The organism is Streptosporangium carneum, assembly GCF_027922005.1.
Classification (GTDB): Bacteria; Actinomycetota; Actinomycetes; order Streptosporangiales; family Streptosporangiaceae; genus Streptosporangium; species Streptosporangium carneum.
Genome location: NZ_BSEV01000030.1, coordinates 69,954 through 95,025, shown reverse-complemented (window position 1 = coordinate 95,025; position 25,072 = coordinate 69,954). Strand labels below are relative to the sequence as shown.

Here is a 25,072-nt window from a genome sequence, read left to right as displayed (position 1 = left end):
ACTCTCTTCCTATGGGGCGGAACATCTCCTCGCCATCTGGGCGATGAAGGTGGCCGAGGCCTCCGCGCCGAGAGCCAGTGCCGAGAGGCTCCCGAACATGAGGGTGTATCGGCGCACCTCCTCCGGGTCTTCCGGCATGAGCCCGCTCGTGGCCTGCTCGAGGTAGACCAGATCGGGATCCTCCGGCTCGGGGAAGCTGAGAAGGCAGAACTTGCCGTCCATCGCGGCGTGCGCTCCCGCGGAGAAGGGGATGACCCGGATCTCCACGTTGGGCAGCTTGCCGAGATCGACGAGGTGTTCCAGCTGCTCGCGCATCACCGCGCGGCCGCCGATCTGACGCCGGAGTACTGCCTCGTCGAGTAGCGCGACGAGCTGGATCGGGTCACCGGGGCCGTGCAGCAACTGCTGGCGCGAGATGCGCACGGAGACCTTCTCATCGACCTCGGAGGGGGCCTGGGTCATGGCGGTCGCCTCGATGACGGCACGTGCGTACGGTTCGGTCTGCATCAGGCCGGGAACGACCAGCGGCTCGTAGGTGCGCACCACCGACGCCTCCGCCTCAAGCCCGATGTAGGAGTCGAAGCCAGGTTTCAGCGCCTGCCGGTGCCGGTGCCACCAGCCGCGCTGGCGGGCCTCCCTGGCCATCTGGATCAGGGAGTCGCGAGCCTCCCCGGTCACGCCGTACACCTCGGTGAGGACCGACACGTCGGAGGGCCTGGGACGGGTCAGACCCGTCTCGTATCTCCAGAGAGTGGTGTCGGTGGAGCCGATCCGCTCAGCCACCTGCACCCGTGTCAGCCCGCTGTCCTCTCTCAGGCGGCTCAGCTCCGCCATCAGACGGCGATGCCGCGCCGTTGGACTGCGCCGGGGAGCCATGCACATACCTCCGTCCGATGGCAACGAAACTGAGGAATCTCAATATGAGCTATTGAAGTCCCTGATAGAACAGTTCACCGTGAGTGAGTGTGCCATCTCAGAGCGCGACGCGCATAGAAATATGTGTGTCGGGGAGCGGGGCCAATCATGGCGGTCGTGCAAAGGACCCTTCCACCTCGGTCAACGGTGACCTTACGGGGCGTGCCCGAGTCGGTCTCCGTGGCGAGACGCCGGGTCAGGAGGTTCCTCGGCGAGGGACATCCGGCGTCGGAGGACGTCGTCCTGCTGGTGAGCGAGGTGGTGACGAACTCGGTCGTCCACTCCGCCTCCGGTGAGGGCGGAAGGGTCGCGATGACCGTGGCGGTCGACGCGGGGGCCGTGCTGGTCGAGGTGTCGGACGCCGGGTCCGGGGCGTCGGCGCCGCACGTCAGGAACGACCCGCAGGCGGAGAACGGGAGAGGGATGTTCCTCGTCGACCTGCTCGCGAGCCGGTGGGGCATCAGGGACGACGGCGGGAGCGGGCGCAGGACCGTCTGGTTCGAAGTCGACTTCTGACGCTCGGGGCTGGATCGTCCCCTGTGTCCGAGGCGCGTCCTCGCGCGCCTGGAAATTTGGGCCTTTGCGAATCGACATCCTTGCCTGACTCTCAGTGCAGGTGCGTGACAACCCCCGAGAACGCGCCTGAGGAGGACACAGGTGAGACGCCGTCTGATCGTGGTACTCACGATCCTGGCGCTGTTGGGTTTCGGCGTCACCGGTGCGGGAGCGTCCGCGGAACCACCGCCGAACAGCCAGTACAGGGTCCAGGGGCCGAGCAACTCGCAACAGCGGAGCGCGGTCGCGGCGACCGGCGCCGCGATCGACCAGGTCGACTCCACCTCTGTCGTGGTCACCGCGAGCGAGGCCGAGGTCGCCGCGATCAAGAAGCTGGGCTACACGGTCACGAGGATCCCCGGGTCCCTTTCCAGGGAGGCGCGTCCCTTCGACTTCCCGCCCGCGGACTCCGGGTACCACAACTACGCGGAGATGACCGCGGAGATCAACCGGATCGTCGCCGCCCACCCGTCGATCGCGAGCAAGAGCAGCTACGGCACCTCCTACGAGGGGCGCGACCTGATCGCCGTCAAGATCAGCGACAACGTCGGCGTCGACGAGAACGAGCCGGAGGTGCTGTTCACCCACCACCAGCACGCCCGGGAGCACCTGACCGTCGAGATGGCGCTGTACATCCTCCACCTGCTCACCGACAACTACGGCGCCGACAGCAGGATCACCTCCCTGGTGAACTCGCGTGAGATCTGGATCATGCCGGACCTCAACCCCGACGGCGGCGAGTACGACATCGCGAGCGGTTCCTACCGGTCATGGCGGAAGAACCGGCAGCCGAACGCCGGGTCGTCCTACGTGGGCACCGACATGAACCGAAACTGGGGCTACCAGTGGGGCTGCTGCGGCGGCTCGTCGGGCTCGACCTCGAGCGACACCTACCGCGGCCCGTCCGCCGAGTCGGCGCCCGAGGTCAGGGCGGTCGCCAACTGGGTGCGCGGCAGGGTGGTCGGCGGCGTGCAGCAGATCAAGGCGAACATCGACTGGCACACCTACAGCGAGCTGGTCCTGTGGCCGTACGGTTTCACCAACAACGACACCGCCCCTGGTCTGACCCAGGACGACCACGACGCCTTCGCGGCGCTGGGCAGGAACATGGCGTCGACGAACAACTACACCCCCGAGCAGGCCAGCGACCTCTACATCACCGACGGGTCGATCGACGACTGGATGTGGGGCGCGTACAAGATCTTCAGCTACACCTTCGAGATGTACCCGACCAGCGCGTCCCCGGGCTTCTACCCGCCCGACGAGCAGATCGTCCCGCAGACGACCCGCAACCGGGAGGCCGTCCTCCGCTTCCTCGAGTACGCCGACTGCGTCTACCGGATCACCGGCAAGGAGGCCCAGTACTGCGCGGGCACCGGCAATCCGCCGGTGACCGTCTACTCCGACACCTTCGAGACGGCGACCGGCTGGACCGTCAACCCCGGCGGCGCCGACACCGCCACCCTCGGCCAGTGGGAGCGCGGTGACCCCGAGGCCACGACCTCCAGCGGGACCAAGCAGCTCGGCACCACGGTCAGCGGCGTCAACGACCTGGTCACCGGGCGTCTGGCGGGCGCGGGCCCGGGTGACCACGACCTCGACGGCGGCACCACGAGCATCCAGTCCCCACCCGTCGCCCTGCCCTCGACCGGCACTCTGCGGCTGGGTTTCTCCTGGTATCTCGCCCACGGTTCCAACGCCTCCAGCGCCGACTTCCTGCGCGTCAAGGTGGTCGGCTCCACCACGACCCAGGTGTTCCAGCAGCTCGGCGCGGCGGTCAACCGCGACGGCGCCTGGGCCGCCGCGAGCGTCGACGTCTCCGCCTTCGCCGGGCAGACGGTCCGGATCCTCATCGAGGCGGCCGACGCCTCCGGCGCGTCCCTGGTCGAGGCCGGGATCGACGACGTCAAGATCACCCAGCAGTCCTGAGCGGGGACCGGGCCAGGGCGGGGCCCCGCCCTGGCCCGGCAGACTCCGACCCCGTCCGGGACGGCCGTCCCGGACGGGCGGACCTCAGGCGCGGCAGAGCAGTTCGCCGTGCAGGATGGACAGCCAGCCGTCCCGGTCGGCGGCCCAGGTCCGCCAGCCGTCGGAGAGGCGGCGCAGGTCGTCCTCCGTCGCCGCGCCCGAGGCGACGGCCTGGCCGGCCATGTCGGATCTCAGGATCCGTTCGGCCCACATGCCGCCCCACCACGCCCGGTCCTCCGGCGTCGCGAAACACCAGGCGGACGCGGTGGGGGTGACGTCGGTGAAGCCGGCCTCGTGCGCCCACGACAGCAGGCGCCGCCCCGCGTCGGGCTCGCCGCCGTTCGCCCTGGCCACCCGCTGGTAGAGGTCCATCCACTCGTCCAGCTCGGGCAGCCCGGGGAACCAGGTGAACGCGGAGTAGTCGCTGTCGCGGACGGCCACGATCCCGCCGGGCCTGCAGACCCGGCGCATCTCCCGCAACGCCCGCACGGGGTCGCCGACGTGCTGCAGCACCTGGTGGGCGTGGACGACGTCGAAGGTGTCGTCGGGGAACTCCATGGCGTGCACGTCGGCGACGAAGAACTCGACGTTGGACTGCCCCCGCCGCTGCGCCTCGGTCCTGGCCAGGGTGAGGGCCTCGGCGGTGACCTCGACCGCGGTCGCCACGCCGGGCGCGATCCTGGCGGCCAGTTCGGCGGTGATGGTGCCGGGGCCGCATCCCACGTCCAGCAGCGACATCCCCGGCCTCAGGTGCGGCAGGAGGTAGGCCGCGGAGTTCTCCACGGTGCGCCAGCGGTGGGAGCGCAGCACGGACTCGTGGTGTCCGTGGGTGTAGACGGCGTCCTTGGACGACATGGGCGGTCACTCCTTCGGTGTGCTGGGTCAACCGTAGCAGCAGTCTCATATATTAAGAGAAAACGTCTCAAAATATGGTCATTACGGATTTCGCATGTCTTGGACACTTGCTGTCACGGCGAAGCGCGCTCACACTCGGGTCCGCGTCGGTTTCCCGGCGCCGGTTCCACTGTGGGGGTGGTCCTCGTGACCGAGGAGTTCAGCACTCGCGAGACCTGGCCGATGGAGTGCCTGCGTTGCTGGCACGTCTGGCAGGAGGAATACGTCGTCCGCCGTCTGACCGACGGGCACGGTCACGACGTCGTGGTGTGGCTGCGGGCGGGCACGCCGGTCCAGCCGCCCTGGGCGGGGGTGAGCTGTCCCGGCTGCGGGCACAGCCGGGTGACGGCCTTCCCGCCGGGAAACCGCGCGGGCAGGGCCGCGGCGACCGCGGCGCCCCCACCGCTCTCCCGGCTGGGGGCCGGTGCGGGATCCGGGGCGGGCGCGGAGACGGGCCGTGACGCCGGACGGGCCGCGGAGCCGCCCGCCGGGGCCGAGGCGGCGCCCGGCGTCCGGAGCGGGGCGGGCCGTCGCAGACGGCCGGTCCTGCTGTACGCCCTGCTCGGGATCGCGTTCCTGATCCTCACCGGTTTCGAGGTCGTCGAACGCGTCGTGACACATCACTGACGACACTCGTCGGCGACACGGCCGGAGACGTTCACCGGGGTGCCCGCGACAGTCCGTGAGGGACCGCGCCGCAGCACGCGGTCCCTCACGTGTCCCGGCAGGGTTGACGGCCCTCCAGGCGGGTGACGGCCTCGCGCGGGCCGTCGCACAGGGAGACGGGGCCGGTGACGCCGGGCGGCCGCGGGGCGGAGCGCGGGTCCCGGGAGATCGGCGCCGGAGCCGGCCCGCCCCGCGGGGCACGCCGGTCGCCGGGGCGCACGCCCGTCCTCACGAGGAGGCATCCCGCGATCATGATGGGGAGAACCTCCTCGCAGGGCAAAGTCAGAGCCTGAAGTCCAGATCCGGGACGATCTCGGCGACGTCCATCTGGGCCTTCTGCAACCTGCCCGAGTAGTCCCAGTTCATCGCCTGCCAGCGGGTGAACTGGTCGAGCACCCACACTCCCGACTGACGGCTGCCGTTGCCGGACTTGCCGTTCCCGCCGAAGGGCAGGTGGGCCTCCGCCCCCGAGGTGGAGTTGTTGACGCTGACCATGCCCGCGCCGATGCCCGCGCGGAAGCGGAAGGCGGCCTTCGGGTCGGTGGTGTAGATGGAGGAGGACAGCCCGTAGCCGGGCCGGTTGGCCAGCCCGATCGCCTCCTCGAGGGTCGAGAAGCCCGTCACTCCCACGATCGGGCCGAAGGTCTCCTCGAGGAACAGGCGGTCGTCGGCGCGCACGCCGTCCACGATCACCGGGTGGTAGTAGAGGCCGCCCTCCCCGGTGAAGCCGCCGCGGGGGTTCTCCCCGGTGATCCTGCCCGTCGGCCCAGAGACGACCGTGTGGTGGGGCTGGATCCAGCCGAGATACTCCTCGTAGCGGGCGGCGAACCTGCGGTCGAGCAGCGGTCCGCACAGCACGTCGCCCGACGGGTCGCCGATCGCCGCCTCCTCAACGGCCCGCACGTAACGCTCGAGGAACTCGTCGTGGACGCTCTCGTGCGCGATCACCGTGCCGAGCGAGGTGCAGCGCTGCCCCGCGGTGCCGAACCCGGCGAACAGGGCCCCCTCGACCGCCAGGTCCAGGTCGGCGTCCGGCATGACCACCATCGGGTTCTTGCCGCCGAGTTCGAGGCAGGGCGACTGCAGATGCCGCCCGCACAGCTCGCCGATCCTCCGGCCCACCTCGGTCGAGCCGGTGAAGCCCACCTTGTGCACCGTGCCCTCGCCCAGCGCCGTCTCCAGGCCCTCGTAGGCCGTCGGGCCGTCGGCGAGGACCAGGTTCAGCACGCCGTCCGGCAGGCCGGCCGCCGCGAACAGCCGGTAGAGCGCGTGCGCGGAGGCCGCGGCGTACTCGGCGGGCTTCCACACGACCGCGTTGCCCGACAGCAGGGCGGGCACGAGGTACCACGACGGCACCGCGACCGGGAAGTTGCCCGCCGTCACGACCGCGGCCACCCCGACCGGGACCCTGAAGGTGAACAGGTTCTTGTCCGGCATCTCGGAGGGGACCGTCTGGCCGTAGAGCCGTCGCCCCTCGCCGAGGAAGAAGTCGCACGTGTCGACGATCTCCCTGACCTCTCCCAGCGCCTCGGCGTACGGCTTGCCGATCTCCCGGGTGACCAGGCGGGCCAGCGGCTCGGCGTTGGCCTCGACGAGCCGTCCGGCCGAGGCGATCACCCGTCCCCTGACGGGCGCGGGCACCCGTGCCCACTCGGCCTGCGCCGCGGCCGCCGTACGGCAGGCGGACGAGAACGTCTCCGCGTCCGCCAGCCTGACCCGGGCGACCACCTCGTCCAGGCGGGCCGGGTTGACCGAGTCGTAGGCGTCCCCGGCCGTGCCGTTGCGCGCCTGCTTCCCTCCGATGACAGAGACGATCTCATCGGTCACCGTTGACCTCCTCATATGGTTGTGACCGCATTGTTCCCGTGAAGGGGGGAGCAGTCACACCAAGACGACCGGATCCCGCGAACGCGGGACGGGCCGGGTGACCCGGCCCGGGGCGCGGGGCCGGCACGCGCGGGCGGGACTCAGACCATGCGGAAGTCGGCGAAGTCGAAGCCGGGGGAGACGACGCAGCTCACCAGCACGCCCTCGTCCCCCGCGGGGCGGGCGGCCTGCCAGGTTCCCGCGGGCACCAGCGCCTGCGGGACCTGCCCCCGCTCGACCAGCGGGCCGAGAGTCACCGTGCTGGACGGCTGGCCCTCGTGCCCGCCGAGGAGCAGGGTCAGCGGACCGCCCCTGTGCCAGAGCCACACCTCGTCCGAACGGACCACGTGCGGGCGCGACTCCTGTCCGGGTTCCAGCAGGAAGTAGATCCCGGTGGCCGTCGACCTCGGCCCGCCGTACCCGGGTGGGGCGAGGTCGACGGAGGTCCTCCAGGTCTCCCGGTACCAGCCCCCCTCGGGGTGGGGGAGCAGGTCCAGGGCCTCGGCGAGCGGGGGACGGGCAGATGTCGTCATTGCACAGATCTTACGGATCACACCGCCCCCGGGGGATCACCCCTTGAGCGCCCCGCCGAGGAGGCCGGAGACGAACTGCCGCTGGAAGAGGAGGAAGACCAGCGTCAGCGGCAGCGTGGCCAGGAAGGCGCCCAGCATCAGCCCCGCGTAGTCCACGTGGGACAGGCCGATCAGGTGGTTCAGCGCGACGGGGACGGTGAACCGCTCCTCCGAGTTGAGCATCAGCAGCGGCCAGATGAACGCGTTCCACTGGGCCATGAAGGTGAAGATGACCAGCGCGCCGAGCTGGGGCCGCACGCACGGCAGGACGATCCCATAGAAGATGCGCAGATCACCCGCCCCGTCCAGGCGGCCGCTCTCCAGGAGTTCGTCCGGGAAGTCCAGGAACGCCTGGCGCATCAGGAAGATGCCGAAGGAGTTGGCCAGGAACGGCACGATGATCGCCTGGTAGCTGTCGACCCAGCCGACGCTCGCCATCATCTGGAACAGCGGGACCAGCAGCACCTGGAACGGGATCATCATGGTCGCCAGCACCGTGCCGAGCAGCAGCCCGCGCCCCCTGAACCGGTACTTCGCCAGGCCGTACCCGCACATCGCCGACACCAGCGCGCTGAGCGCCGTGTAGACGACCGCCGTCCAGAGGCTGGTCGCCATGACCCTGGAGAAGTGGATCGTGCTCTCCAGGGCGACGAGGTTGGACATCAGCTCGCCGCCCGGCAGGAACGGAGGGGGAGAGGCGAACAGCTCGCCGTCGTCGTGGGTGGCCGCCACGACCATCCAGTAGAACGGGATCACGCTGACCGCCGCGCCCGCGACGGCCGCGAGCCATACCAGGGCCCGCTTCACGGGCGCTCCCTTCCGAGGTAGCGGAACTGCAGATAGGAGAGACCGCCGACGAGCGCGACCACGACCCAGGCGATGGCCGCCGCGTAGCCGAAGTCGAACTGCCGGAAACCCACCTGGTAGAGGTAGAGGATGGGGGTGAGCGTGGCGTCGGCGGGGCCGCCGCCGGTCAGCACCAGCGGCTCGTCGAACAACTGCAGCGTGCCGATCGTCGAGGTGATCGAGCAGAACAGCACCACGGGGCGCAGCTGGGGCAGGATCACCCGCAGGAACGTCGTCAGCGCTCCCGCGCCGTCGATCGCCGCGGCCTCGTACTGCTCGCGTCCCACGGCCTGCAGCCCGGCCAGCAGGATGATCGCGTTGTAACCCGCCCACCGCCAGGTGATCGAGGCGATCAACGCGACCCTGGCCCAGAACGGGTCGTTGAGCCAGTCGACCTGCGTGCCCAGGATCTGGTTGACCGCGCCGCCGTCGGTCTTGAGCAGCACCCGGAAGACCACGGCGTAGGCGACCAGGGTCGTCACCGCCGGCAGGAAGTAGGCGGTGCGCAGGGTGGCCCGCCAGCGCAGCCACGACTGGTTGAGCACGTAGGCCAGCGCCAGGGCCAGGCCGATCATGACGGGCACCTGGACGACGAGGATCAGCGCGACGTTGGCGAGCGACCGCAGGAACGACGGGTCGTCCAGCATGCGCGTGTACTGCTCCGCCCCCGCCCACCGGGTGACGCCGCCGTCCGTCGTCTGCAGGCTCTGCACGAAGGAGGCGGCCAGCGGGTAGGCGAAGAAGACCAGGAACAACGCCGCCGCGGGGCCCGCGAAGACCCACGGCGCGGTACGGCTCCGCCGCACGGCCGGGGCGGTTCCCGCGGGCGCGGGGAGCGCGGCGGGGACGGCGGCCCCGGGGGAGGACCCGGGGGAGGCCGGGGACGTCGGGAGTGACGCCCCGGGGTTCGTCCGAGGTCTCATCCGGGGCTTCACCCGCCGACGGGACGCCCGGTCGCGGACGCGATCCGCGCGGCGGCCCGGTCGAGGGCGGTCTTCGGGTCATCGCCGTCCAGCAGCACGCCGGAGACGGCCGTCTTCAGCACCTCCCGGGCCTGGGCGTCGTCCCCGGTCAGCTCGACCGGCGGGATGTCACGCACCTCGTCGGCGAACAGGCGGTTGACCCGCTGCCCGCCGAAGTAGGGCTGCGACTGGTCGAACAACGGGTCGGTCAGCGCGGGCAGGTACGCGGGGAACAGCGCCTCCGTCCTCATCATGGAGACCTGGTTGTCCTTGCGGGCGAGCAGCCACTCGACGAACGCCCACGCGGTGTTCTGGTTCCTCGTCTGCGAGGTGATCGCCAGCGCCGACCCTCCGTTCGCCGAGGTGCGGACTCCGTCGGCGTCGAAGGCGGGCAGCGGGACGACCCCGAACTTGCCTGACAGTTCGGGCATCTCCCCGGTGAGCGTCCCGGTCCACCACGCGGCGGTCGGCTGGGTGGCGGCCTTGCCCTGCTTGGTCGCGGTGACCATGCCGTCCCAGCCTCGCTCGTTCTGCAGCAGGTCCTTGTCCCTGAGGGTCTTGAGCAGGGTGAGCGCCCGCACCGCCGCGGGGCTGCTCACCGCGACCCTGCCTCCCTTGAAGTAGCCCTGGCCGAGCTGCTGGAGCAGGGTGGTGAACATGTCGGGGTTGGTGAGGTCGGAGACGAAGAGCCGCTTCCCCGTGGCCTGTTTGACCTTCTCGCCGGCCTTGATCGCGTCGTCCCAGGTGATGATGGAGCCGGCGTCGACCCCCGCCTGCTTGAAGAGGTCGCGCCGGTAGAACAGCCCCACGGGGGCGGAGTCCCACGGCAGCGCGAACAGCTTTCCGCCCGACGTGGCCGCGGCCCACTTGGCCTGGTCGAAGTCGGCCCTGTACTTGCCCGCGACGCCGCTCAGGTCGACCAGGCCGTGGGGGAAGTTCTCGGCGTACCCGGGGATCCGGCCGTCCTCCAGCGTGATCACGTCGGGCAGTCCCGAGTTCGACTTGAGGCCGACCGTGATCTTGTCGTAGGCGTTGTCGTAGCCGATGTCCACCACCTGGACCTTCACCCCGGGGTTGGCCTTCTCGAACTCGGGCGCCATGCGCCGCAGGGCCTTCGCCGCGACGTCCCACGACCAGATTTTGATCTCCCCGGAGAGCGCGCCGCCGGTGCTCGGCGTGATTTTCGGCGTGTCCTTGGCGGGCACGCCTCCGGCGGCGCATCCGCTCGTCGTGAGGCAGCCGACGAGTGCTACCCCCACGATGACGTGGACTTTCTTCACCATGCTGCTCCTCGGGCGAACAGTGCTATGTCATGTGGTGAATACTGAGTTTTGAATACAGTAGACCGATAAGGGGGTATGCACCAGACCGTTTTGCGAGAGCTTTTTTGTCGGCGGGGTTGGCTAGCGTTCGGACCGTGATCGAACGGTGGAACCGGGATCAGGTGCTCGCGCTCGCGCCTGACGCCCCCTCCAGGAAAGCGGCCCAAGGGGTCTCCTCGCCCGGCAAGTGGTCGGGCGTCGGCGTCGCCGCCGAGGCGGTGTGGGGCGAGTGCGCGGGCAGCGGCTCCAAGCCCTACAGAGCGTGCGTGGACCTGTCGGAGCCCGCGTACCGGTGCAGCTGCCCCAGCAGGAAGTTCCCGTGCAAACACGCCCTGGGCCTGTTGCTGCTGTGGTCGGCGGACGGGGTTCCCGCGGCGGAGCGGCCCGCGGACTGGGCGGCCGAGTGGCTCGACCAGCGCAAGGCCCGCGCCGCGGGGGCCGCCGCGTCCTCCTCGGGCGCGGGGAGGGCGGCCTCCGCCTCCGCCCCCGACCCTCGCAGGGCGGAGCTCCGTGAGCAGCGCGTGACGGCTGGCCTGGCGGAGCTGGAGCGCTGGCTCGCCGACCAGGTCAGGCAGGGCATCGCCGGATCGCGCCGCCACGACCACTGGGACGGCCTCGTCAAACGCCTGGTCGACGCGCAGGCCCCCGGCGTGGCGGGCACGGTCTCCCGCCTCGGCGCCGTCCTGTCCCACGAGGACTGGCCCGCCCGCCTCCTCGGCGAGTACGCCCTTCTGCACCTGCTGGCGGTCGCGCACCGCCGCCCGCCCGCCGCGCGCGAGCCCGGCGAGGACTCCGGCGCGGAGCTGCTCCAGACGGTCCGCGAGCGGATCGGATTCCCGGTCGCCAAGGAGGAGGTGCTCGCCGGACGAACCGTCCGCGACCTGTGGGACGTGCTGGGGCGACGTGACTCGGAGCAGGACCGGCTGATCACCCGCCGGGTCTGGCTCCGGGGCAGGGCCACCGGAAGGGCGGCCCTCGTGCTCTCCTTCGCCCCCGTCGGGCAGGCGCTCGACGCCTCGCTCGTCACCGGCGCGGTCCTGGACGCCGACCTGGCGTTCTACCCCGGCTCGGCCCCGCTGCGCGCCCTGGTCGCCGTCCGCCACGACGGCGAGGCCGTCTCCGCGGGGCCCGCGCCGGGAAACACCCCCGAACAGGCGCTCGAGGAGGTCGCGCGGGCCCTGGCGGGAGACCCCTGGCTCGACTCGTGGCCCATGGTGCTCGAGGCGGTGACCCCCGCGAAGAACGGCTCCTGGCTGCTCGCCTCCCCCGCGGGAGGCCTGCCGCTGCACCCGTCCTGCGGCACCCCGTGGCGGCTCGTCGCGGCCTCGGGCGGACATCCGCTCACCGTCGCCGCCGAGTGGACCCCCGAGGGGCTGTGGCCCCTGACGACCTGGGACGAGAAGGGCCAGGTGATCGTGCTGTGAGCACCTCGCGAAACGTCTCCCCGGACATCTCGTCCGGATGGGAGGACCTGGTCTCCACGGCGCTCGTCGGCACCGACCGGCGTCCCCTGCCAGGGGGGAGCGCGCCCTCCGCGGGCTCGGCGGCCCAGGCGGCCGAGGTCGAGCTGCTCGAACGCGCCGCCGTGCTGACCGTCAGGGCGAGGGCGGGCAGGAGGCTCCGCGAGGTCAGGCCGCTCGAGGCCGCCCCGGCGGAGGAACAGCGGGAGGTCTCGCGGGCGGCCTGCGACCGGCTCGCCCGGATCCTCGGCGGCGAGCAGCCGAGACTGCTCGCCGAATGGCTGGAGACCGCGGCCGCCCGAGGCCGTCGGATCTCGCCTCACCTGCTGCCCGAGCTGCTCGACCAGGCGACCAGGGACCGGTCGATCCGCCCGTTCCTCGGCGTCCTGGCGGGCAACAGGGGTCGCTGGCTCGCCGGGCTCAACCCGGCCTGGGGTTTCCTGCTCGAGGAGGCCACCGCCGCCGGCGCGACGGGCTCCGGCGGCGAGGAGGTCTGGGAGCTGGGCACCTCGGGCGACCGTCGCGCCCACCTCGGGGCGCTGCGGGCGGTGGATCCGGCGCGGGCCAGGCGACTGCTGGAGACGACCTGGGAGAAGGAGCCCCCCGACGAACGGGTCGCCTTCCTGGAGATCCTCGCGGACCGGCTCTCCCCGGACGACGAGCCGTTCCTGGAGGCGGCGCTCGACGACCGCCGCCGCGAGGTCCGCCATCAGGCCGCCGACCTGCTCGCCCGCGTCCCCGGCTCCCGCCTCGGCCTGCGGATGGCCGAGCGGGCCGCCCGCTGCCTCAGCGTCGAGGACGGCAAGATCCAGGTCGTCCCGCCTGTCGCCTGTGACGCCGCGATGGAACGCGACGGCGTCAGGGCCAAACCCCCGAGGGGGACCGGTGAGAGGAGCTGGTGGCTGCAGCAGGTCGTGGCCCGCGCTCCACTCGGGGTCTGGGCCGGGCTGCTCGGCCGCCCGCCCCGTGAGCTGGTCCGGATGAAGATCGCCGACTGGGGCCGCGAGGTCATGGCCGGATGGGTCCGCGCCACCGTGCTCCAGGGCGACCCCGAGTGGGCGCGCGAGCTGTTCGCCTGGGATCCGCTCGCCGACCTGCTGGCCGCCCTGCCCAGGGCGGAGCAGGACAGCGTCGCGGCCGACTTCGTCCGCAGGCACGGCCTCGACGGTCAGCTGATCATGGTTCTCGGCGGCGCCGCCGCCCCCTGGGGAGCCGCCCTGGGGCAGGCCGTGCTGGAGAAGATCCTCCAGGTCTCGGGCACCCAGCCGTGGAACCTCGGAGAGCTCGTCAGACTCGCGGGCGAGCGCATCGACCCCGCCCTGCACGGCATGGCGGAACGGCTCTCCCTCGAACCACCCATCCAGGAGGTCGCCGCCCTCCTGCGTTTTCGCGACGACATGTTGAAGGAGCTTCAGTGACAACGGTTCTGCGGGCCCACGCGGAAGACCAGTACGCCGAGGAGCTGGCGGTCCTGGCCAAGGACGACGACCGGGTCCGCCCGCCTGGCTGGAAGCTGTCCCCCTGGGCGGTGACCACCTACGTCCTGGGCGACGGCGACCGGATCACCCCCAAGTACATCGGCCCGAGGCGCATCGTGGAGGTGGCCGTCGCCACCCTCGCCACCGACCGCGCCCTGCTCCTGCTCGGTGTGCCCGGCACCGCGAAGACCTGGCTGTCCGAGCACCTGGCCGCCGCCATCAGCGGTGACTCGACCCTGCTCGTGCAGGGCACGGCGGGCACGGCGGAGGAGGCGGTCCGCTACGGCTGGAACTACGCCAGGCTGCTCGCCGAGGGCCCCTCCCGTGAGGCGCTCACCCCCAGCCCGGTGATGCGCGCGATGGCTGAGGGACGCATCGCCAGGGTGGAGGAGCTGACCCGCATGCCCTCCGACGTCCAGGACGCGCTGATCACGGTGCTGTCCGAGAAGACGCTCCCGATCCCCGAGCTGAACCAGGAGGTCCAGGCCTCGCGGGGCTTCAACGTCATCGCCACCGCGAACGACCGCGACCGGGGCGTCAACGACCTGTCCAGCGCGCTGCGCCGCAGGTTCAACACCGTCGTGCTGCCGGTCCCCGCGACGGCGGAGGAGGAGGTGGACATCGTCTCCCGTCGCGTCGGCCAGCTCGGCCGCTCGCTGGAGCTGCCCCCCGCCCTGACCGGTCTCGAGGAGATCCGCCGCGTCGTCACGGTCTTCCGCGAGCTGCGCACCGGCGTCACCGAGGACGGCCGCACCAAGGTCAAGTCCCCCAGCGGCACCCTCAGCACCGCCGAGGCCATCTCGGTTCTCACCAACGGCATCGCCCTGGCCGCCCACTTCGGCGACGGCGTGCTGCGCCCCTCCGACGTCGCCGCCGGGATCGTCGGCGCGGTGGTCCAGGACCCGGTCTCCGACCGCGTCGTGTGGCGTGAGTACCTCGAGACCGTCGTCCGCGAGCGCCAGGACTGGCGCGACTTCTACCGGGCCTGCCGTGACGAGGGGTGAGGCGGTCCTGAACCCGCACATGACCGTCTCCGTGCTGGGAGTGCGGCACCACGGACCTGGATCGGCGCGTTCCCTGAAGGACGAGCTGGAACGCCTCAGGCCGGACATCGTGCTCGTCGAGGGGCCGCCCGAGGCCGACGGGCTGGTCGAGCTGGCCAAGGACCCCGAGCTCGAGCCCCCCGTCGCCCTGCTGGCCCACGTGCCCGGCGAGCCCTCCAGGGCCGCCTTCTGGCCGTTCGCGGTGTTCTCGCCCGAGTGGCAGGCCATCCGTTACGCCGTCGAGGCGGGGGTGCCGCTCCGCTTCTGCGATCTGCCCGCGGCGCACGGCCTCGCCCCCGGGGCCGACGCTCCGGCGGGGGAGGCGGACGACGCGGACGCTCCGGGGGAGCGGGGCGCGGAGGAGGGATCCGGAGGCGAGGCCGCCGACGGGGAGCCCGCCGTACGGGTCGATCCGATCGGCGCCCTCGCCCGGGCCGCCGGATACGACGATCCGGAGCGCTGGTGGGAGGACGTGGTCGAACACCGGGGGGACACGCCGTTCCAGGTGATCGCCGAGGCGATGGCGGCGGTCCGCGAGGGGCACGTCGCCGACGGGCACGAGGCCCGGCGTGAGGCCTTCATGCGGCGCACGATCCGCAGGGCGGTCAAGGAGGGGTTCGAGCGGATCGCGGTCGTCTGCGGAGCCTGGCACGTGCCCGCGCTGGCCGGATCACCGGACGGGGCCGCCGCCTGGGGGGCGGGGCTGCCCTCAGGGAAGGCCGACGACGCGCTGCTGCGGGGACTGCCCAAGGTCAAGGTCGAGATGACGTGGGTGCCGTGGACGTACGGACGGCTGGCCGCCTGGAGCGGATACGGCGCGGGAGTGACGTCGCCGGGCTGGTACCACCACCTGTTCGTCGCTCCCGACCGTCCGGTCGAGCGCTGGCTCACCTCGGCGGCGGGCGTGCTGCGCGAAGAGGACCTCCCTGTCTCGTCCGCGCACGTCATCGAGGCGGTACGGCTCGCCCGGAGCCTGGCCGTGCTTCGGGGAAGGCCGCTGGCGGGGCTGGCCGAGGCCACGGAGGCGGTCAGGGCGGTGCTCTGCGAGGGCGACGACCTGCCGGTCGAGCTGGTCCAACGGCGCATGGTCGTGGGGGAGCGCCTCGGCCACGTCCCCGACTCGACCCCGATGGTCCCTCTGCAGCGCCACCTCCGCGAGGAGCAGCGGCGTCTGAAGCTCAAACCGGAGGCGCTGGACCGTGAGCACGACCTCGACCTGCGCAAGCCCCTCGACCTGGAGCGCAGCGGCCTGCTGCATCGGCTGCGCCTGCTCGGCGTCGACTGGGGAACCCCCCAGACGAGCAGGAGCAAGGGCACCTTCCGCGAGTCGTGGACGCTCGCGTGGCGGCCCGAGTTCGACATCGACCTGATCGAGGCGAGCGCCTGGGGGACCACCGTCCCCGCCGCGGCCACCGCCCGCGTCCGTGACATGGCGGAAGGAAGAGCCGAGCCCGTCCAGGACGCGTCACCGGGGGCGGGTCCGAGCGGGCCCGGCGCGCGGGGCGGGCGACGAAACGGACACACGGGGACGGGCGGCCGGGGAGGAACGGCCTCGGCGGTCTCGTTGGCGACCCTCACCGGGCTGGTCGAGCGGTGCCTGCTCGCCGACCTGCCGGACGCGCTGCCGTACGTGCTCGACGCGTTGTCGGCGCGGGCCGCCCTGGACGGCGACGTCACACACCTGATGGCCGCGCTCCCCGCGATGGTCCGCGCCCAGCGCTACGGCGACGTGCGCGGCACTCCGGCGGCCGGGCTGGCGACCATCGTCGACGCCCTGCTCAGCAGGATCTGCGTCGGGCTCGGCGGCGCGGTCACCGGCCTCGACGACGCCGCGGCCCGTGACCTGCTGGGGCACGTCGACGCGGTGCACGCCGCGGTCGCCCTGCTCCAGGACGTCTCCGCCCCCTCCGCGGCGGCCCCGTCACACGACGCCCCCGTAGCTTCGGCGGAGGCTCTGCCCGGGGAGGTTTCCGGAGCTTCGGCGGGGACCGGGGGCCGGGGCGCTTCCGGTGTCCCGTCGGAGGTTCTGTCCCGACAGGCTTCCGGAGTTTCCGGGGAGACCACGTCCCGGGACGCCTCGGGGGAGTCGGGGGAGACGCCCCGGCGGCGGTGGCTGGCCGCGTTGCGCGGTGTCTCCGGGCGCGCCGACCTGCACGGGGTGATCGAGGGACGGTTCACCAGGATCCTGCTGGACGCGGGGGACCTCGACGTGGGGCAGGCGGGCACGCTGATGTCGAAGGCCATGTCGGCGGGCCACCCCCCGGCCCGTGCCGCGTCGTGGGTCGAGGGGTTCCTGTCCGGTGGCGGCCTGCTGCTGGTCCACGACCCGCGGCTGCTCGCGCTGGTCGACGAGTGGCTCACCGGGCTCGCCCCGGAGACGTTCGTCGACGTGCTGCCCCTGCTCCGCCGTACCTTCGGCGCCTTCGCCGCGCCCGAGCGGCGCTCGATCGGCTCTCGGGTCCGATCACTCGGCGTCGAGGACGACGACACCCTGGACGAGGACGTGGACGAGGAGCGCGCGGCGGCGGCCGTACGCACCGTGCTGGCGATTCTGGGAAGGACGGAGACCGCGTGACGGACGAGAGACTGCGCCGCTGGCGGCTGGTGCTCGGCGGGGACGCCGACGGCACCGGCTGCGCGCTCGGCGGGGTCGACGCGCAGATGGACGGGGCCCTGGCCGCGCTCTACAACGCGGGCGGCACGGACGGCCGGGAACGGAGCGGAGGGCTCGGAGCCTCGGCGCCCAGGGTGGCGCGCTGGCTGGGCGACATCCGCTCCTACTTCCCCTCGACCGTGGTCCAGGTCATGCAGAAGGACGCCGTCGAACGGCTGAACCTCACCCGGCTGTTGCTGGAGCCGGAGATGCTCGAGGCGGTCGAACCAGACGTCCACCTGGTCGGCACTCTTCTGTCGCTCAACCGCGTGATGCCGGAGAAGGCACGAGAGTCGGCACGCGCGCTGGTCAGAAAGGTCGTCTCCGAGCTCGAACGGCGGCTCGTGCAGCGGACGAAGGCGGCCGTGACCGGGGCGCTGGACCGGTCGGCGCGGACCCACCGGCCCAAGCGGGTCGCCGACATCGACTGGGACCGCACCATCCGGGCCAACCTGAAGAACTACCTGCCCGAGCGGAACACCGTGGTGCCCTCCAGACTCGTCGGGTACGGCCGGCGGCAGCGAGCGGTCCAGCGCGAGGTCGTGCTCTGCATCGACCAGAGCGGGTCGATGGCCGCCTCAGTGGTCTACTCGAGCGTCTTCGGGGCGGTGCTCGCCTCGATGCGCTCGCTCAGGACCTCGCTGGTGGTCTTCGACACCGCGGTCGTGGACCTGACCGACCAGCTCCACGACCCGGTCGAGCTGTTGTTCGGCACACAGCTCGGCGGCGGGACCGACATCAACCGGGCCATCGCCTACAGCCAGGGCCTCATCACCCGGCCCACTGACTCGATCTTCATCCTGATCAGCGACCTCTACGAGGGAGGCGTCAGGGAGGAGATGCTCCGCCGGGTCGCCCAGATGACCGCGGCCGGAGTCCAGGTGATCGTGCTGCTGGCGCTCTCCGACGAGGGCGCGCCCTTCTACGACCACGAGAACGCCGCCGCGCTGGCCGCCATGGGCGTGCCCGCCTTCGCCTGCACCCCCGACGCCTTCCCGGGCCTCATGGCCGCGGCCATCGAGCGCCGCGACATCGGCCAGTGGGTCGAGCGGGAGCTGGAACGCACGGCCACCTGATCCGGCTCTGACGAGGATGGCACGGAGGCCCGTCCTCGTCAGAGCGTCGTGGCCGCCCCGGCCGAAAACGGCTCAGGCTCCGTAGCCCGGGTCTTCGCGGGCGTGTCCCGTCGTGTCCGAGGCGGTCGGGGTCGCATCGGCGGGGTGCGTGCTCGTGCGGAGGCGTCCCTGCTGTGTCCGGATCCGTCGCGGTCTCGCCCCACCGCTTTCAGGGCGCTCTCGCCCCACCGCCTTCGGAGCGGTCAGAGGGAGGTGGTGGGCGAGGCGAGCAGGGGCTCGATGGCGGTGCGCAGAGCCGGGGTCATGGGGGACGGGCGCAGCGTGGCGGGGTCGAGTTTGACCTGGACGCGGCGGCCCTCCGCGTGTGTCACCGACCGGTCGGCCGACAGCACGCGGAAGCCGTACACCACGCTGGTCGTGCCGAGGTGTTCCACCCAGAAGTGCACCGCCGCCTCGCCGACGCTGTTGATCGGCACCTGGTAGGTGATGGAGAACTCGCGCACGACGAAGAAGATGTCGGCGAAGTGCGGCTTGGTGGGGTCGAAGGCCCAGCCTCGTTCGGCCCAGTAGCCGGCCAGCGCCCGTTCGAGCAGCAGGACATAACGGGCGTTGTGCACCACGCCCATGGCGTCGAGATCCTCGAAATGGATCTGGACGGGGTGGACGTGTCCTGGCCACAGGGCGGTCGTCATGTCAGGCCTCCGGGAGGATGCTGGGGTCGGTCGCCAGGCCGCGGAGCCGGTCGAGCACGGCGCGGCGGGCGTATTCGTGGCTGTGCTCGTGCTGGAGCAGGTGGGTGTGGACGATCACGACCGCGCCGAGTGCCTCTATCTCGAAGGCGAGCTGACGGGGATCGGTGCCGGAACGCAGCTGGCCCAGCTCCACGGCTTTCCTGGCGAGGTCGGCCAGCAGGTCCATCCAGCTGTCGATCGCGGCGGCGATGGCGTCGTGAACCGGGCCGGGCCGGTCGTCGAACTCGCTGTCGACGGCACGGAAGAAGCAGCCGCCGGGCAGCCGGCCCGAGGCGTAGAACGTCAGCCGGAGCTCGTGCAGGGCCAGCAGCCTGCGCAGCCCCCGAGGAGCGCGCAGGGCGGGATCGACGATGTGCTCGATCCACTGCTGCCGAGCGTGTTCCACGATCGCGAGCTGAAGTGCTTGTTTGTCGGGCCAATGGACGAAAAGGCCGGACTTGCTGACACCGAGCGTCTGGGCGAGGCGGGCGAGTGACAGGCCTTCGAGCCCCTCCACCGAGGCAAGCTGGACGGCGGTGTCGAGCACCGCCCTGCGAGTCCGCTCGCCGCGCTGAAGTCGTCCGTCGATCACCCTCCAACCGTACCAAAGAATATGAGCGACCGGTCATATATATTTCACGACGTCGATGCTTCACGGCGTCGCGACGAGTGGCCTCCGCCCGCGTCGTTCATGAGCCCGCCCGTCACGCTTCCGGTCAGCCGCGCTTCCGGCCAGCCACGTTGCCGCCGTTCGCGTTCCCAGTCCGTGCTCGCAGTTCTCGTTCGCAGTCCGCGTTCGCAGTCCGTGCTCCCGGTCGTCCATGCCCCGTCGCCCCTGTCTCCGCTGCCGTCCGTGCCCCCCGCTGTCCGTGCCCCCGCCGTTCCTGTCTCCGCCGGTCCCGCTCCCGTCGGCTGCTCCTGTGGCACGGGACCGGCCGCCGCCGTCCTATCGGCTGCCGAGCACCGCCGGGTTGCCCTCGCCCCACATGTGGGTCAGCAGGCGGTGACTGAACCGCCAGCCGTCGGGAGTCCGGCGCAGCCGGTCCCGGTAACGGACGCCCCCGAGGTACGACTCGCCGCCGGGCAGGCCGCGCTTGACGTGCTGGGCGTGGGCGTAGCCGGTGTGCTCGGCCTCGTCGCCGCGCACCGTGACGACGTTGTTGCCGTTCAGGTGCTGTGTCGCGTCCAGAGGCTCCAAGGACGCGCGCATCAGGGCGACGATGGCCTCGGGCCCCGAGCGGGCGTATCCCCCCGACCCGTTCGATCCGCCGTACTCCCAGCGTGCGTCCTCGGTGAACAGCCCGCCGAGCGCCTCCCAGTCCCTGGTGTCCAGGGCTGTGGCGTAGGCGTTGACCAGGTCCAGCACCGCCGCGCGGTCGGCGAGCTCCCGAATCTGCCGGGCGGTCTCCGCGCCGCTCTTCATGCCAGCCTCTGCGCCGGTCTCAGCCATGGCCGTGCTCCTCGTTCCCTCTGGGCTCGTGAAGTGATACGGGGTACATGGTCGGCAGCCGACCGGGAGAAGGGGAAGAAGGCACTTTCCTGTCCGGGGCGCACAGTGATGTGCCGGTCCAGCTCACGGGCCTCTCGCCAACCCTCCTCGCCAACCCTCCTCGCCAGGCCCGGCTCGCCGGGCCCGGCGGTTCACGTGAGGCCCGGCGGTTCGCCTCGGGGGCGCGGTCCTACGACCAAGGGCTGAGCCTCGGGGCCGATGCCCGGCGCGAGGCGGCCGCCGTACTGTCCGGTTCATGACTACTACGACGGTTGCCGCGCCCTCCGCGGGGATATTCGCTGAGCGTTATCGCGCGCTGACGGTCGGCATGGTGGCGCTGATCGTCCTGGTGGCGTTCGAGGCGCTCGCGGTGGCGACGGCCATGCCGGTCGTGGGACGGGCCCTCGACGGGATCGCGCTGTACGCCCTGGCCTTCAGCGGGGCGCTGGCGGCCGGGGTGGTGGCCACCGTGCTGGGCGGGCGCTGGGCGGACCTTCGCGGACCGGTCGCCCCCCTCTGGGCGGGCGTCGCGACCTTCGTGGCCGGGCTGGTGGTCGCGGGGGTGGCGCCGAGCATGGACGTGTTCATCCTGGGCAGGTTCGTGCAGGGTTTCGGGGGAGGGATCTTCCAGGTCGCGATGTACGTCCTGGTGTCACGGGTCTACCCGGCGGACATGCACCCCAAGGTGTTCTCGATCTTCGCGGCGGGCTGGGTGGTGCCGTCCATGGTCGGCCCCCTGGTCGCCGGCGTCGTGGTCGAGCAGGTGGGCTGGCGCTGGGTCTTCCTCGGGGTGCCGTTGTTCGTCGCCCCGGCGGCGTTGCTGCTCTGGCGCGGCCTCGCCGCCGCTCCGGCGGGCGAGGAGCGCGCGGAGACGGGTGAGCGCACCTCCATCGTCAGGAGACTGGGCTGGGCGGTGCTGACGGCGGTGGGCGCCGCGCTCATGCAGTACGGCGGCGCGGCCGGAGGCGCCGGGCTGCTCCTGCTGGCGGCCGGGCTGTTCCTGCTGGTCCTGTCGCTTCCCAGGCTGCTGCCGCCCGGCACCCTCCGCGGCGCGCGCGGCCTGCCCTCGGTGATCACGCTGCGCGGCATCGTCGGCGCCACCGTCATCGGCGGCGAGGTGTTCCTGCCGCTCATCCTCACCGGGGAGCACGGGCTGTCACCGACCGGCGCCGGGATGGTGCTCACCGCGGGCGCGCTGGCCTGGGCGTTCGCGTCGTGGGTCGTCGGGCGCAGGCGCTACGACCGGGTCCTGATCCTGCGCGTCGGCCCGGCACTCATCGCCGCAGGGACCGTGCTGATGGCCCTGACCGTCTTCCCCGACGTCCCCGTCCTGTTCGCCGTCCTCGGCGAGGCCGTCGCCGGGTTCGGCATCGGAAGCGCCTACCCCACGCTGTCGGTGCTCGTGCTGGAACTGTCGAACCCCGGAGAGGAGGGGGAGAACAGCGCCTCCATGGGAATCGGGGAGTCGGTCTTCACCGTGGTGACGGTCGCCGTCGTCGGTGTGATCGTCGCGGTCTTCGGCGCGGAGGCTCCCGTCTACCTCGTGTGCTTCGCGCTGACGGCGCTCATGGCGGGCGTGGGGGTGTTCGTCGGAGGCCGGTTCAGGAGCTGACCGCCGGGCGTGGCCGGTCCGGGGCCGGCTCACAGACGGTTCGGGCAGATTCGGGGCCGGGCGGGCGTGGCACCATGGAAGAACGCCGAGCGCCTTCGTGTTGGGAGATGAGTCCCGCCTTCGGGCGGGACTCGTTTTTTACGAGACGCTTTCCCATGGCGTTTTCCCGAAAGACGTAAGGAATCGAGGGGGTTCATGCCGCGCGTACGTGAGCTTGAGGTGTTCCGGTTGGTCCTGCCCTACGGCAGGCGGCCAGAGACGATCCTCGTCCGGCTCACCGACTATGGGGGCATGACCGGCTGGGGAGAGGTCGTCGACCCCGCCCCCAAGACCTGGAGGCTCCTGCAGGAAGGACTCGCCGAGGCGCTGATCGGCGTCGACTGGGAGCACCCCGACGAGCTGGGCGAGGTTCCCGGGGGCTCCGCCGCCGACATGGCCTGCTGGGACCTGTGGGCGAGGATGCTCGGGGTTCCGCTCTCCCACGCGCTGGGCGGCAGCCGTACCTCGCTGACGGCCACCGTCAGGATCGGCGCCGAGCGCAACCTGGAGAGCCTGGTCGCGCGGGTCAACCGCCATGTCTGCGCCGGATACGCCCACGTCACCCTGGACGTCCACCCGGGGTGGGACATCGAGCCGCTGCGCGCGGTGCGGCAGGCGTACCCCGCGCTCGGCATCGGCGTCGACGCCCGCCGCGCCTACACCGACGCCGACGCCCTCGAGGCGATGGACGCCTACGCGCTGTCGTCCATCGAGCGTCCGTTCGTCGACCTCGCAGGCCACGCCGACCTGCAGGAACGCGTCGCCGCGCCGGTGCTGCTCGAAATCTCCTCCGCGGCCGAGCTCGACGAGGCGATCGCGACGAACGCGGGCAGGGCGCTGCTGTTGCGCCCCGCGCTCCTGGGCTCCCTGCGTGAGGTGCGGCGGATGCACGACACCGCGACGGCGGCGGGCTGGGAGATCGCCTGTTCGGGAGGCCAGGGCACCGGTCTGGCCAGGGCCGCGACGGTCGCCGCGGCCAGCCTGCCCGGCTGCGGGCTGCCCTGCGACGTGGCCGAGCCCCCGCGCAGCGCGCAGATCGTCACCCCGCCGGTCGGCGCCTCCGGCGGCGTCGTGGCCGTGCCGCTCACCCAGCCAGGGCTGGGCCACAACGTCGACGTGGCGCGCGTCCGCCGTCTGGCCAGGGACTCCTACAGCGTGTAGGGGCCCGCGGCGTGTGGAGCCGGTCCCCGCGCCGGCGGCGCGCGGGGGAGGGGTCAGGCGCAGCCCTCGCTGATCCCCTTCGGGACCGTGGGGTCCACGGGTTTGCCGTCGGTCCCGGACCTGGCCTCCGAGTCCGTCCCCGCCCGCTGAGCGGTGGTCGGCGTGGCACGCGGCCCGGCGCTCCGGCCGGTTTCCGGGGAGGCGGCGGTGCCGCTGGGCGAGGCCGTGGCGGTCGGCGACCCGGCGACCGCGGTGGCCGTGGGCGAGGCGGTCGCGGTGAGACGCTGCCGGGAGACGTTCGAGGCGCGGATGGCCTTCGCCGTGACGACGCGGATCTTGTTCCAGTCGGGGTAGCCGGTGTTGATCAGCGGAGGGACGAACTGGACGCTGGTCACCTTGGCGTTCTTCACCTTCAACGCCAGCGGGACCAGGTGCTCCAGCATCGGGCGCGGGATGTCGGTCCTGAGAAGTTCCTTGGTGGCCAGCGCGATCCGGTTGAAGCGGGCGAGCACCGTCGCCGGGTCGGCCTGCTGGAGCAGGGCGCCCAGCACGCAGCGCTGGCGTCCCATCCGGGTGTAGTCGTCGCTGTAGGTGCGCGAGCGGGCGAACCACATCGCGTCGGCTCCGCCGAGCCTGCGGGTTCCGGCCTTGACCAGGCCCTCGTTGTACTTGCCGAAGACCACGTCCTGCGGCACGGTCAGCCGCACTCCGCCGATGGCGTCGATCAGCCGGGCGAATCCCCACATGTTCACCAGGGCGTACCAGTCGACCCTCAGGCCGAGTGTGTAGCCGATCGTCTCCATGAGGGTCTTCGTGCCCTGCCCCTTGCGTCCGCCGAAGATCTCCGGATGGGCGTCGGCGTACTCCCAGACCGCGAAGAGCAGGTCCTCGCGCGAGCCGTCCGGGTTGGCGGGCAGCCGGAAACCGTCGGGGAACCGCCTGGCCATCGGAGAACCAGGAACGAAACGGACGTTCTCCAGGTTGCGCGGCAGTCCCAGCAGCACGGTGTTGCCGGTTTCGACATCGATGCTGGCCAGGTTGATGCTGTCGGTCCTGACGCCGACCCGGTGGGTGTCGGCGTCGCCGCCGAGCAGCAGGATGTTCACCCGGCTCCTGCCCGCCCACGGGTCCGCCTCCTGGGAGGCCTGGGGCGCCGGCGTGGTCGGCGCGGCGCTGAAGATCTTGTCGATCGCCGACTGCGAGACCGAGACGTACTGGCCGACCAGGCCGAACGGCACCACGACCGCGACCGCGAGCAGCCCCGCGACCGCGCCCGCCACGGCCTGCCTCGCGCCGCGGAGCGTGCCGGGGTTCAGCACCGTGAAGGAGTGCACGACCAGTGCGAACCAGGCGGCGCCGAGCGCCAGGGAGGCGACCGTGACGCCGGTCAGCCACGAGGAGGAGGCGGTCAGCTGCCCGAGCAGGTCGCCGAAGTCGACGGTGAGCAGCACCCACAGCACGCCCAGCAGCAGCAGAGCGTAGGCCGACACCAGCGCCAGCCCGGTCTTACGCCATCCGACCCGCAGGTGCGCCGCGCCCGGCACCACGGTGGACAGGGCCGTCCATCCGATGACCGCGCCGAGCCCCCGCGGCTTCGTTCTCTCCCGCACCTGCTCCCCGATCTCCCACGCGCCTGAGCGCCGCAGGGAGATGGTAGGGGGGACACCGGGGCGTGCGGGCGACGACCGAATGAACAACGCGGAAAAGTAAACCCTTTTTATGCTGACTTATCACTGACAATAAGATTCCGTTGCCGTCTTTTGC

Annotated in this window: 21 protein-coding genes; 10 read left to right on the top strand and 11 right to left on the bottom strand. The window is 71.7% G+C overall.

Going from position 1 to position 25,072, the window contains the following annotated elements:
* Positions 1-9: 9 nt before the first annotated feature.
* Positions 10-834 carry a helix-turn-helix domain-containing protein gene (locus PKF00_RS37740; RefSeq protein WP_271222532.1) on the bottom strand — a complete coding sequence of 275 codons (825 nt, stop codon included), beginning with the start codon at positions 832-834 and terminating at the stop codon, positions 10-12.
* A 243-nt stretch (positions 835-1,077) separates the two neighbouring features.
* On the opposite strand from PKF00_RS37740, the gene PKF00_RS37735 reads away from it, so the two are divergent.
* Both PKF00_RS37735 and PKF00_RS37730 read left to right on the top strand, forming a co-directional pair.
* Complete coding sequence (locus tag PKF00_RS37735) at positions 1,078-1,431, top strand: ATP-binding protein (RefSeq protein ID WP_271222531.1); 354 nt, start codon at positions 1,078-1,080, stop codon at positions 1,429-1,431.
* Between the two features lie 141 nt (positions 1,432-1,572).
* Positions 1,573-3,399, top strand: coding sequence for a M14 family metallopeptidase (locus tag PKF00_RS37730; protein WP_271222530.1), 1,827 nt, complete (start codon positions 1,573-1,575; stop codon positions 3,397-3,399).
* An 84-nt stretch (positions 3,400-3,483) separates the two neighbouring features.
* On the opposite strand, the gene PKF00_RS37725 is transcribed toward PKF00_RS37730, so the two are convergent.
* A complete protein-coding gene (locus PKF00_RS37725; protein ID WP_271222529.1) occupies positions 3,484-4,293 on the bottom strand; it encodes a class I SAM-dependent methyltransferase in 810 nt (269 codons plus the stop codon).
* 186 nt (positions 4,294-4,479) lie between these two features.
* Between PKF00_RS37725 and PKF00_RS37720 the strand changes: the two genes are divergently transcribed.
* Positions 4,480-4,959: a hypothetical protein gene (locus tag PKF00_RS37720; RefSeq protein WP_271222528.1), complete on the top strand. Its 480-nt coding sequence runs from the start codon at positions 4,480-4,482 to the stop codon at positions 4,957-4,959.
* A 321-nt stretch (positions 4,960-5,280) separates the two neighbouring features.
* On the opposite strand, the gene PKF00_RS37715 is transcribed toward PKF00_RS37720, so the two are convergent.
* The 5 genes from PKF00_RS37715 to PKF00_RS37695 all read right to left on the bottom strand — a co-directional run bounded on the left by PKF00_RS37715 (position 5,281) and on the right by PKF00_RS37695 (position 10,527).
* Complete coding sequence (locus PKF00_RS37715; RefSeq protein WP_271222527.1) at positions 5,281-6,825, bottom strand: aldehyde dehydrogenase family protein; 1,545 nt, start codon at positions 6,823-6,825, stop codon at positions 5,281-5,283.
* Between the two features lie 140 nt (positions 6,826-6,965).
* Positions 6,966-7,397 carry a cupin domain-containing protein gene (locus PKF00_RS37710; RefSeq protein ID WP_309298468.1) on the bottom strand — a complete coding sequence of 144 codons (432 nt, stop codon included), beginning with the start codon at positions 7,395-7,397 and terminating at the stop codon, positions 6,966-6,968.
* A gap of 36 nt (positions 7,398-7,433) precedes the next feature.
* Positions 7,434-8,243 carry a carbohydrate ABC transporter permease gene (locus tag PKF00_RS37705; protein ID WP_271222526.1) on the bottom strand — a complete coding sequence of 270 codons (810 nt, stop codon included), beginning with the start codon at positions 8,241-8,243 and terminating at the stop codon, positions 7,434-7,436.
* Entirely contained in the window at positions 8,240-9,205 is a 966-nt protein-coding gene (locus PKF00_RS37700; protein ID WP_271222525.1) for a carbohydrate ABC transporter permease, read from the bottom strand. The genes PKF00_RS37705 and PKF00_RS37700 overlap by 4 nt, the downstream gene beginning before the upstream one ends.
* Before the next feature lie 8 nt (positions 9,206-9,213).
* Positions 9,214-10,527 (bottom strand): ABC transporter substrate-binding protein, encoded by a 1,314-nt coding sequence (locus tag PKF00_RS37695; RefSeq protein WP_271222524.1) that lies wholly within the window; start codon positions 10,525-10,527, stop codon positions 9,214-9,216.
* 134 nt (positions 10,528-10,661) lie between these two features.
* Here PKF00_RS37695 and PKF00_RS37690 point away from each other — a divergent pair, with 134 nt between their 5' ends.
* Genes PKF00_RS37690 through PKF00_RS37670 form a run of 5 tightly spaced genes read left to right on the top strand, consistent with a single transcriptional unit; the run spans position 10,662 to position 18,276 of the window.
* Positions 10,662-11,990 carry an SWIM zinc finger family protein gene (locus PKF00_RS37690; protein ID WP_271222523.1) on the top strand — a complete coding sequence of 443 codons (1,329 nt, stop codon included), beginning with the start codon at positions 10,662-10,664 and terminating at the stop codon, positions 11,988-11,990.
* Entirely contained in the window at positions 11,987-13,444 is a 1,458-nt protein-coding gene (locus tag PKF00_RS37685) for a DUF5691 domain-containing protein (RefSeq protein WP_271222522.1), read from the top strand. The genes PKF00_RS37690 and PKF00_RS37685 overlap by 4 nt, the downstream gene beginning before the upstream one ends.
* Positions 13,441-14,508 carry an ATP-binding protein gene (locus PKF00_RS37680; protein WP_271222521.1) on the top strand — a complete coding sequence of 356 codons (1,068 nt, stop codon included), beginning with the start codon at positions 13,441-13,443 and terminating at the stop codon, positions 14,506-14,508. Before PKF00_RS37685 ends, PKF00_RS37680 begins: the two co-directional genes overlap by 4 nt.
* A 19-nt stretch (positions 14,509-14,527) precedes the next feature.
* Positions 14,528-17,122: a DUF5682 family protein gene (locus PKF00_RS37675; RefSeq protein ID WP_271222543.1), complete on the top strand. Its 2,595-nt coding sequence runs from the start codon at positions 14,528-14,530 to the stop codon at positions 17,120-17,122.
* Complete coding sequence (locus tag PKF00_RS37670) at positions 17,119-18,276, top strand: VWA domain-containing protein (RefSeq protein ID WP_271222520.1); 1,158 nt, start codon at positions 17,119-17,121, stop codon at positions 18,274-18,276. The genes PKF00_RS37675 and PKF00_RS37670 overlap by 4 nt, the downstream gene beginning before the upstream one ends.
* A gap of 242 nt (positions 18,277-18,518) precedes the next feature.
* Here PKF00_RS37670 and PKF00_RS37665 read toward each other — a convergent pair whose 3' ends face one another.
* From PKF00_RS37665 to PKF00_RS37655, 3 genes are all read right to left on the bottom strand, one after another.
* Positions 18,519-18,968, bottom strand: a complete 450-nt coding sequence (locus PKF00_RS37665) for an acyl-CoA thioesterase (protein WP_271222519.1) — start codon at positions 18,966-18,968, stop codon at positions 18,519-18,521.
* A gap of 1 nt (position 18,969) precedes the next feature.
* Complete coding sequence (locus PKF00_RS37660) at positions 18,970-19,599, bottom strand: TetR/AcrR family transcriptional regulator (protein WP_271222518.1); 630 nt, start codon at positions 19,597-19,599, stop codon at positions 18,970-18,972.
* Positions 19,600-19,953: 354 nt separating this feature from the next.
* Positions 19,954-20,457: a nuclear transport factor 2 family protein gene (locus PKF00_RS37655; RefSeq protein ID WP_271222517.1), complete on the bottom strand. Its 504-nt coding sequence runs from the start codon at positions 20,455-20,457 to the stop codon at positions 19,954-19,956.
* Between the two features lie 295 nt (positions 20,458-20,752).
* Between PKF00_RS37655 and PKF00_RS37650 the strand changes: the two genes are divergently transcribed.
* Both PKF00_RS37650 and PKF00_RS37645 read left to right on the top strand, forming a co-directional pair.
* A complete protein-coding gene (locus tag PKF00_RS37650) occupies positions 20,753-22,108 on the top strand; it encodes an MFS transporter (RefSeq protein WP_271222516.1) in 1,356 nt (451 codons plus the stop codon).
* A gap of 195 nt (positions 22,109-22,303) precedes the next feature.
* A complete protein-coding gene (locus PKF00_RS37645) occupies positions 22,304-23,308 on the top strand; it encodes an enolase C-terminal domain-like protein (RefSeq protein ID WP_271222515.1) in 1,005 nt (334 codons plus the stop codon).
* A gap of 53 nt (positions 23,309-23,361) precedes the next feature.
* On the opposite strand, the gene PKF00_RS37640 is transcribed toward PKF00_RS37645, so the two are convergent.
* Positions 23,362-24,918, bottom strand: coding sequence for an LCP family protein (locus tag PKF00_RS37640; protein ID WP_271222514.1), 1,557 nt, complete (start codon positions 24,916-24,918; stop codon positions 23,362-23,364).
* Positions 24,919-25,072: the final 154 nt, after the last annotated feature.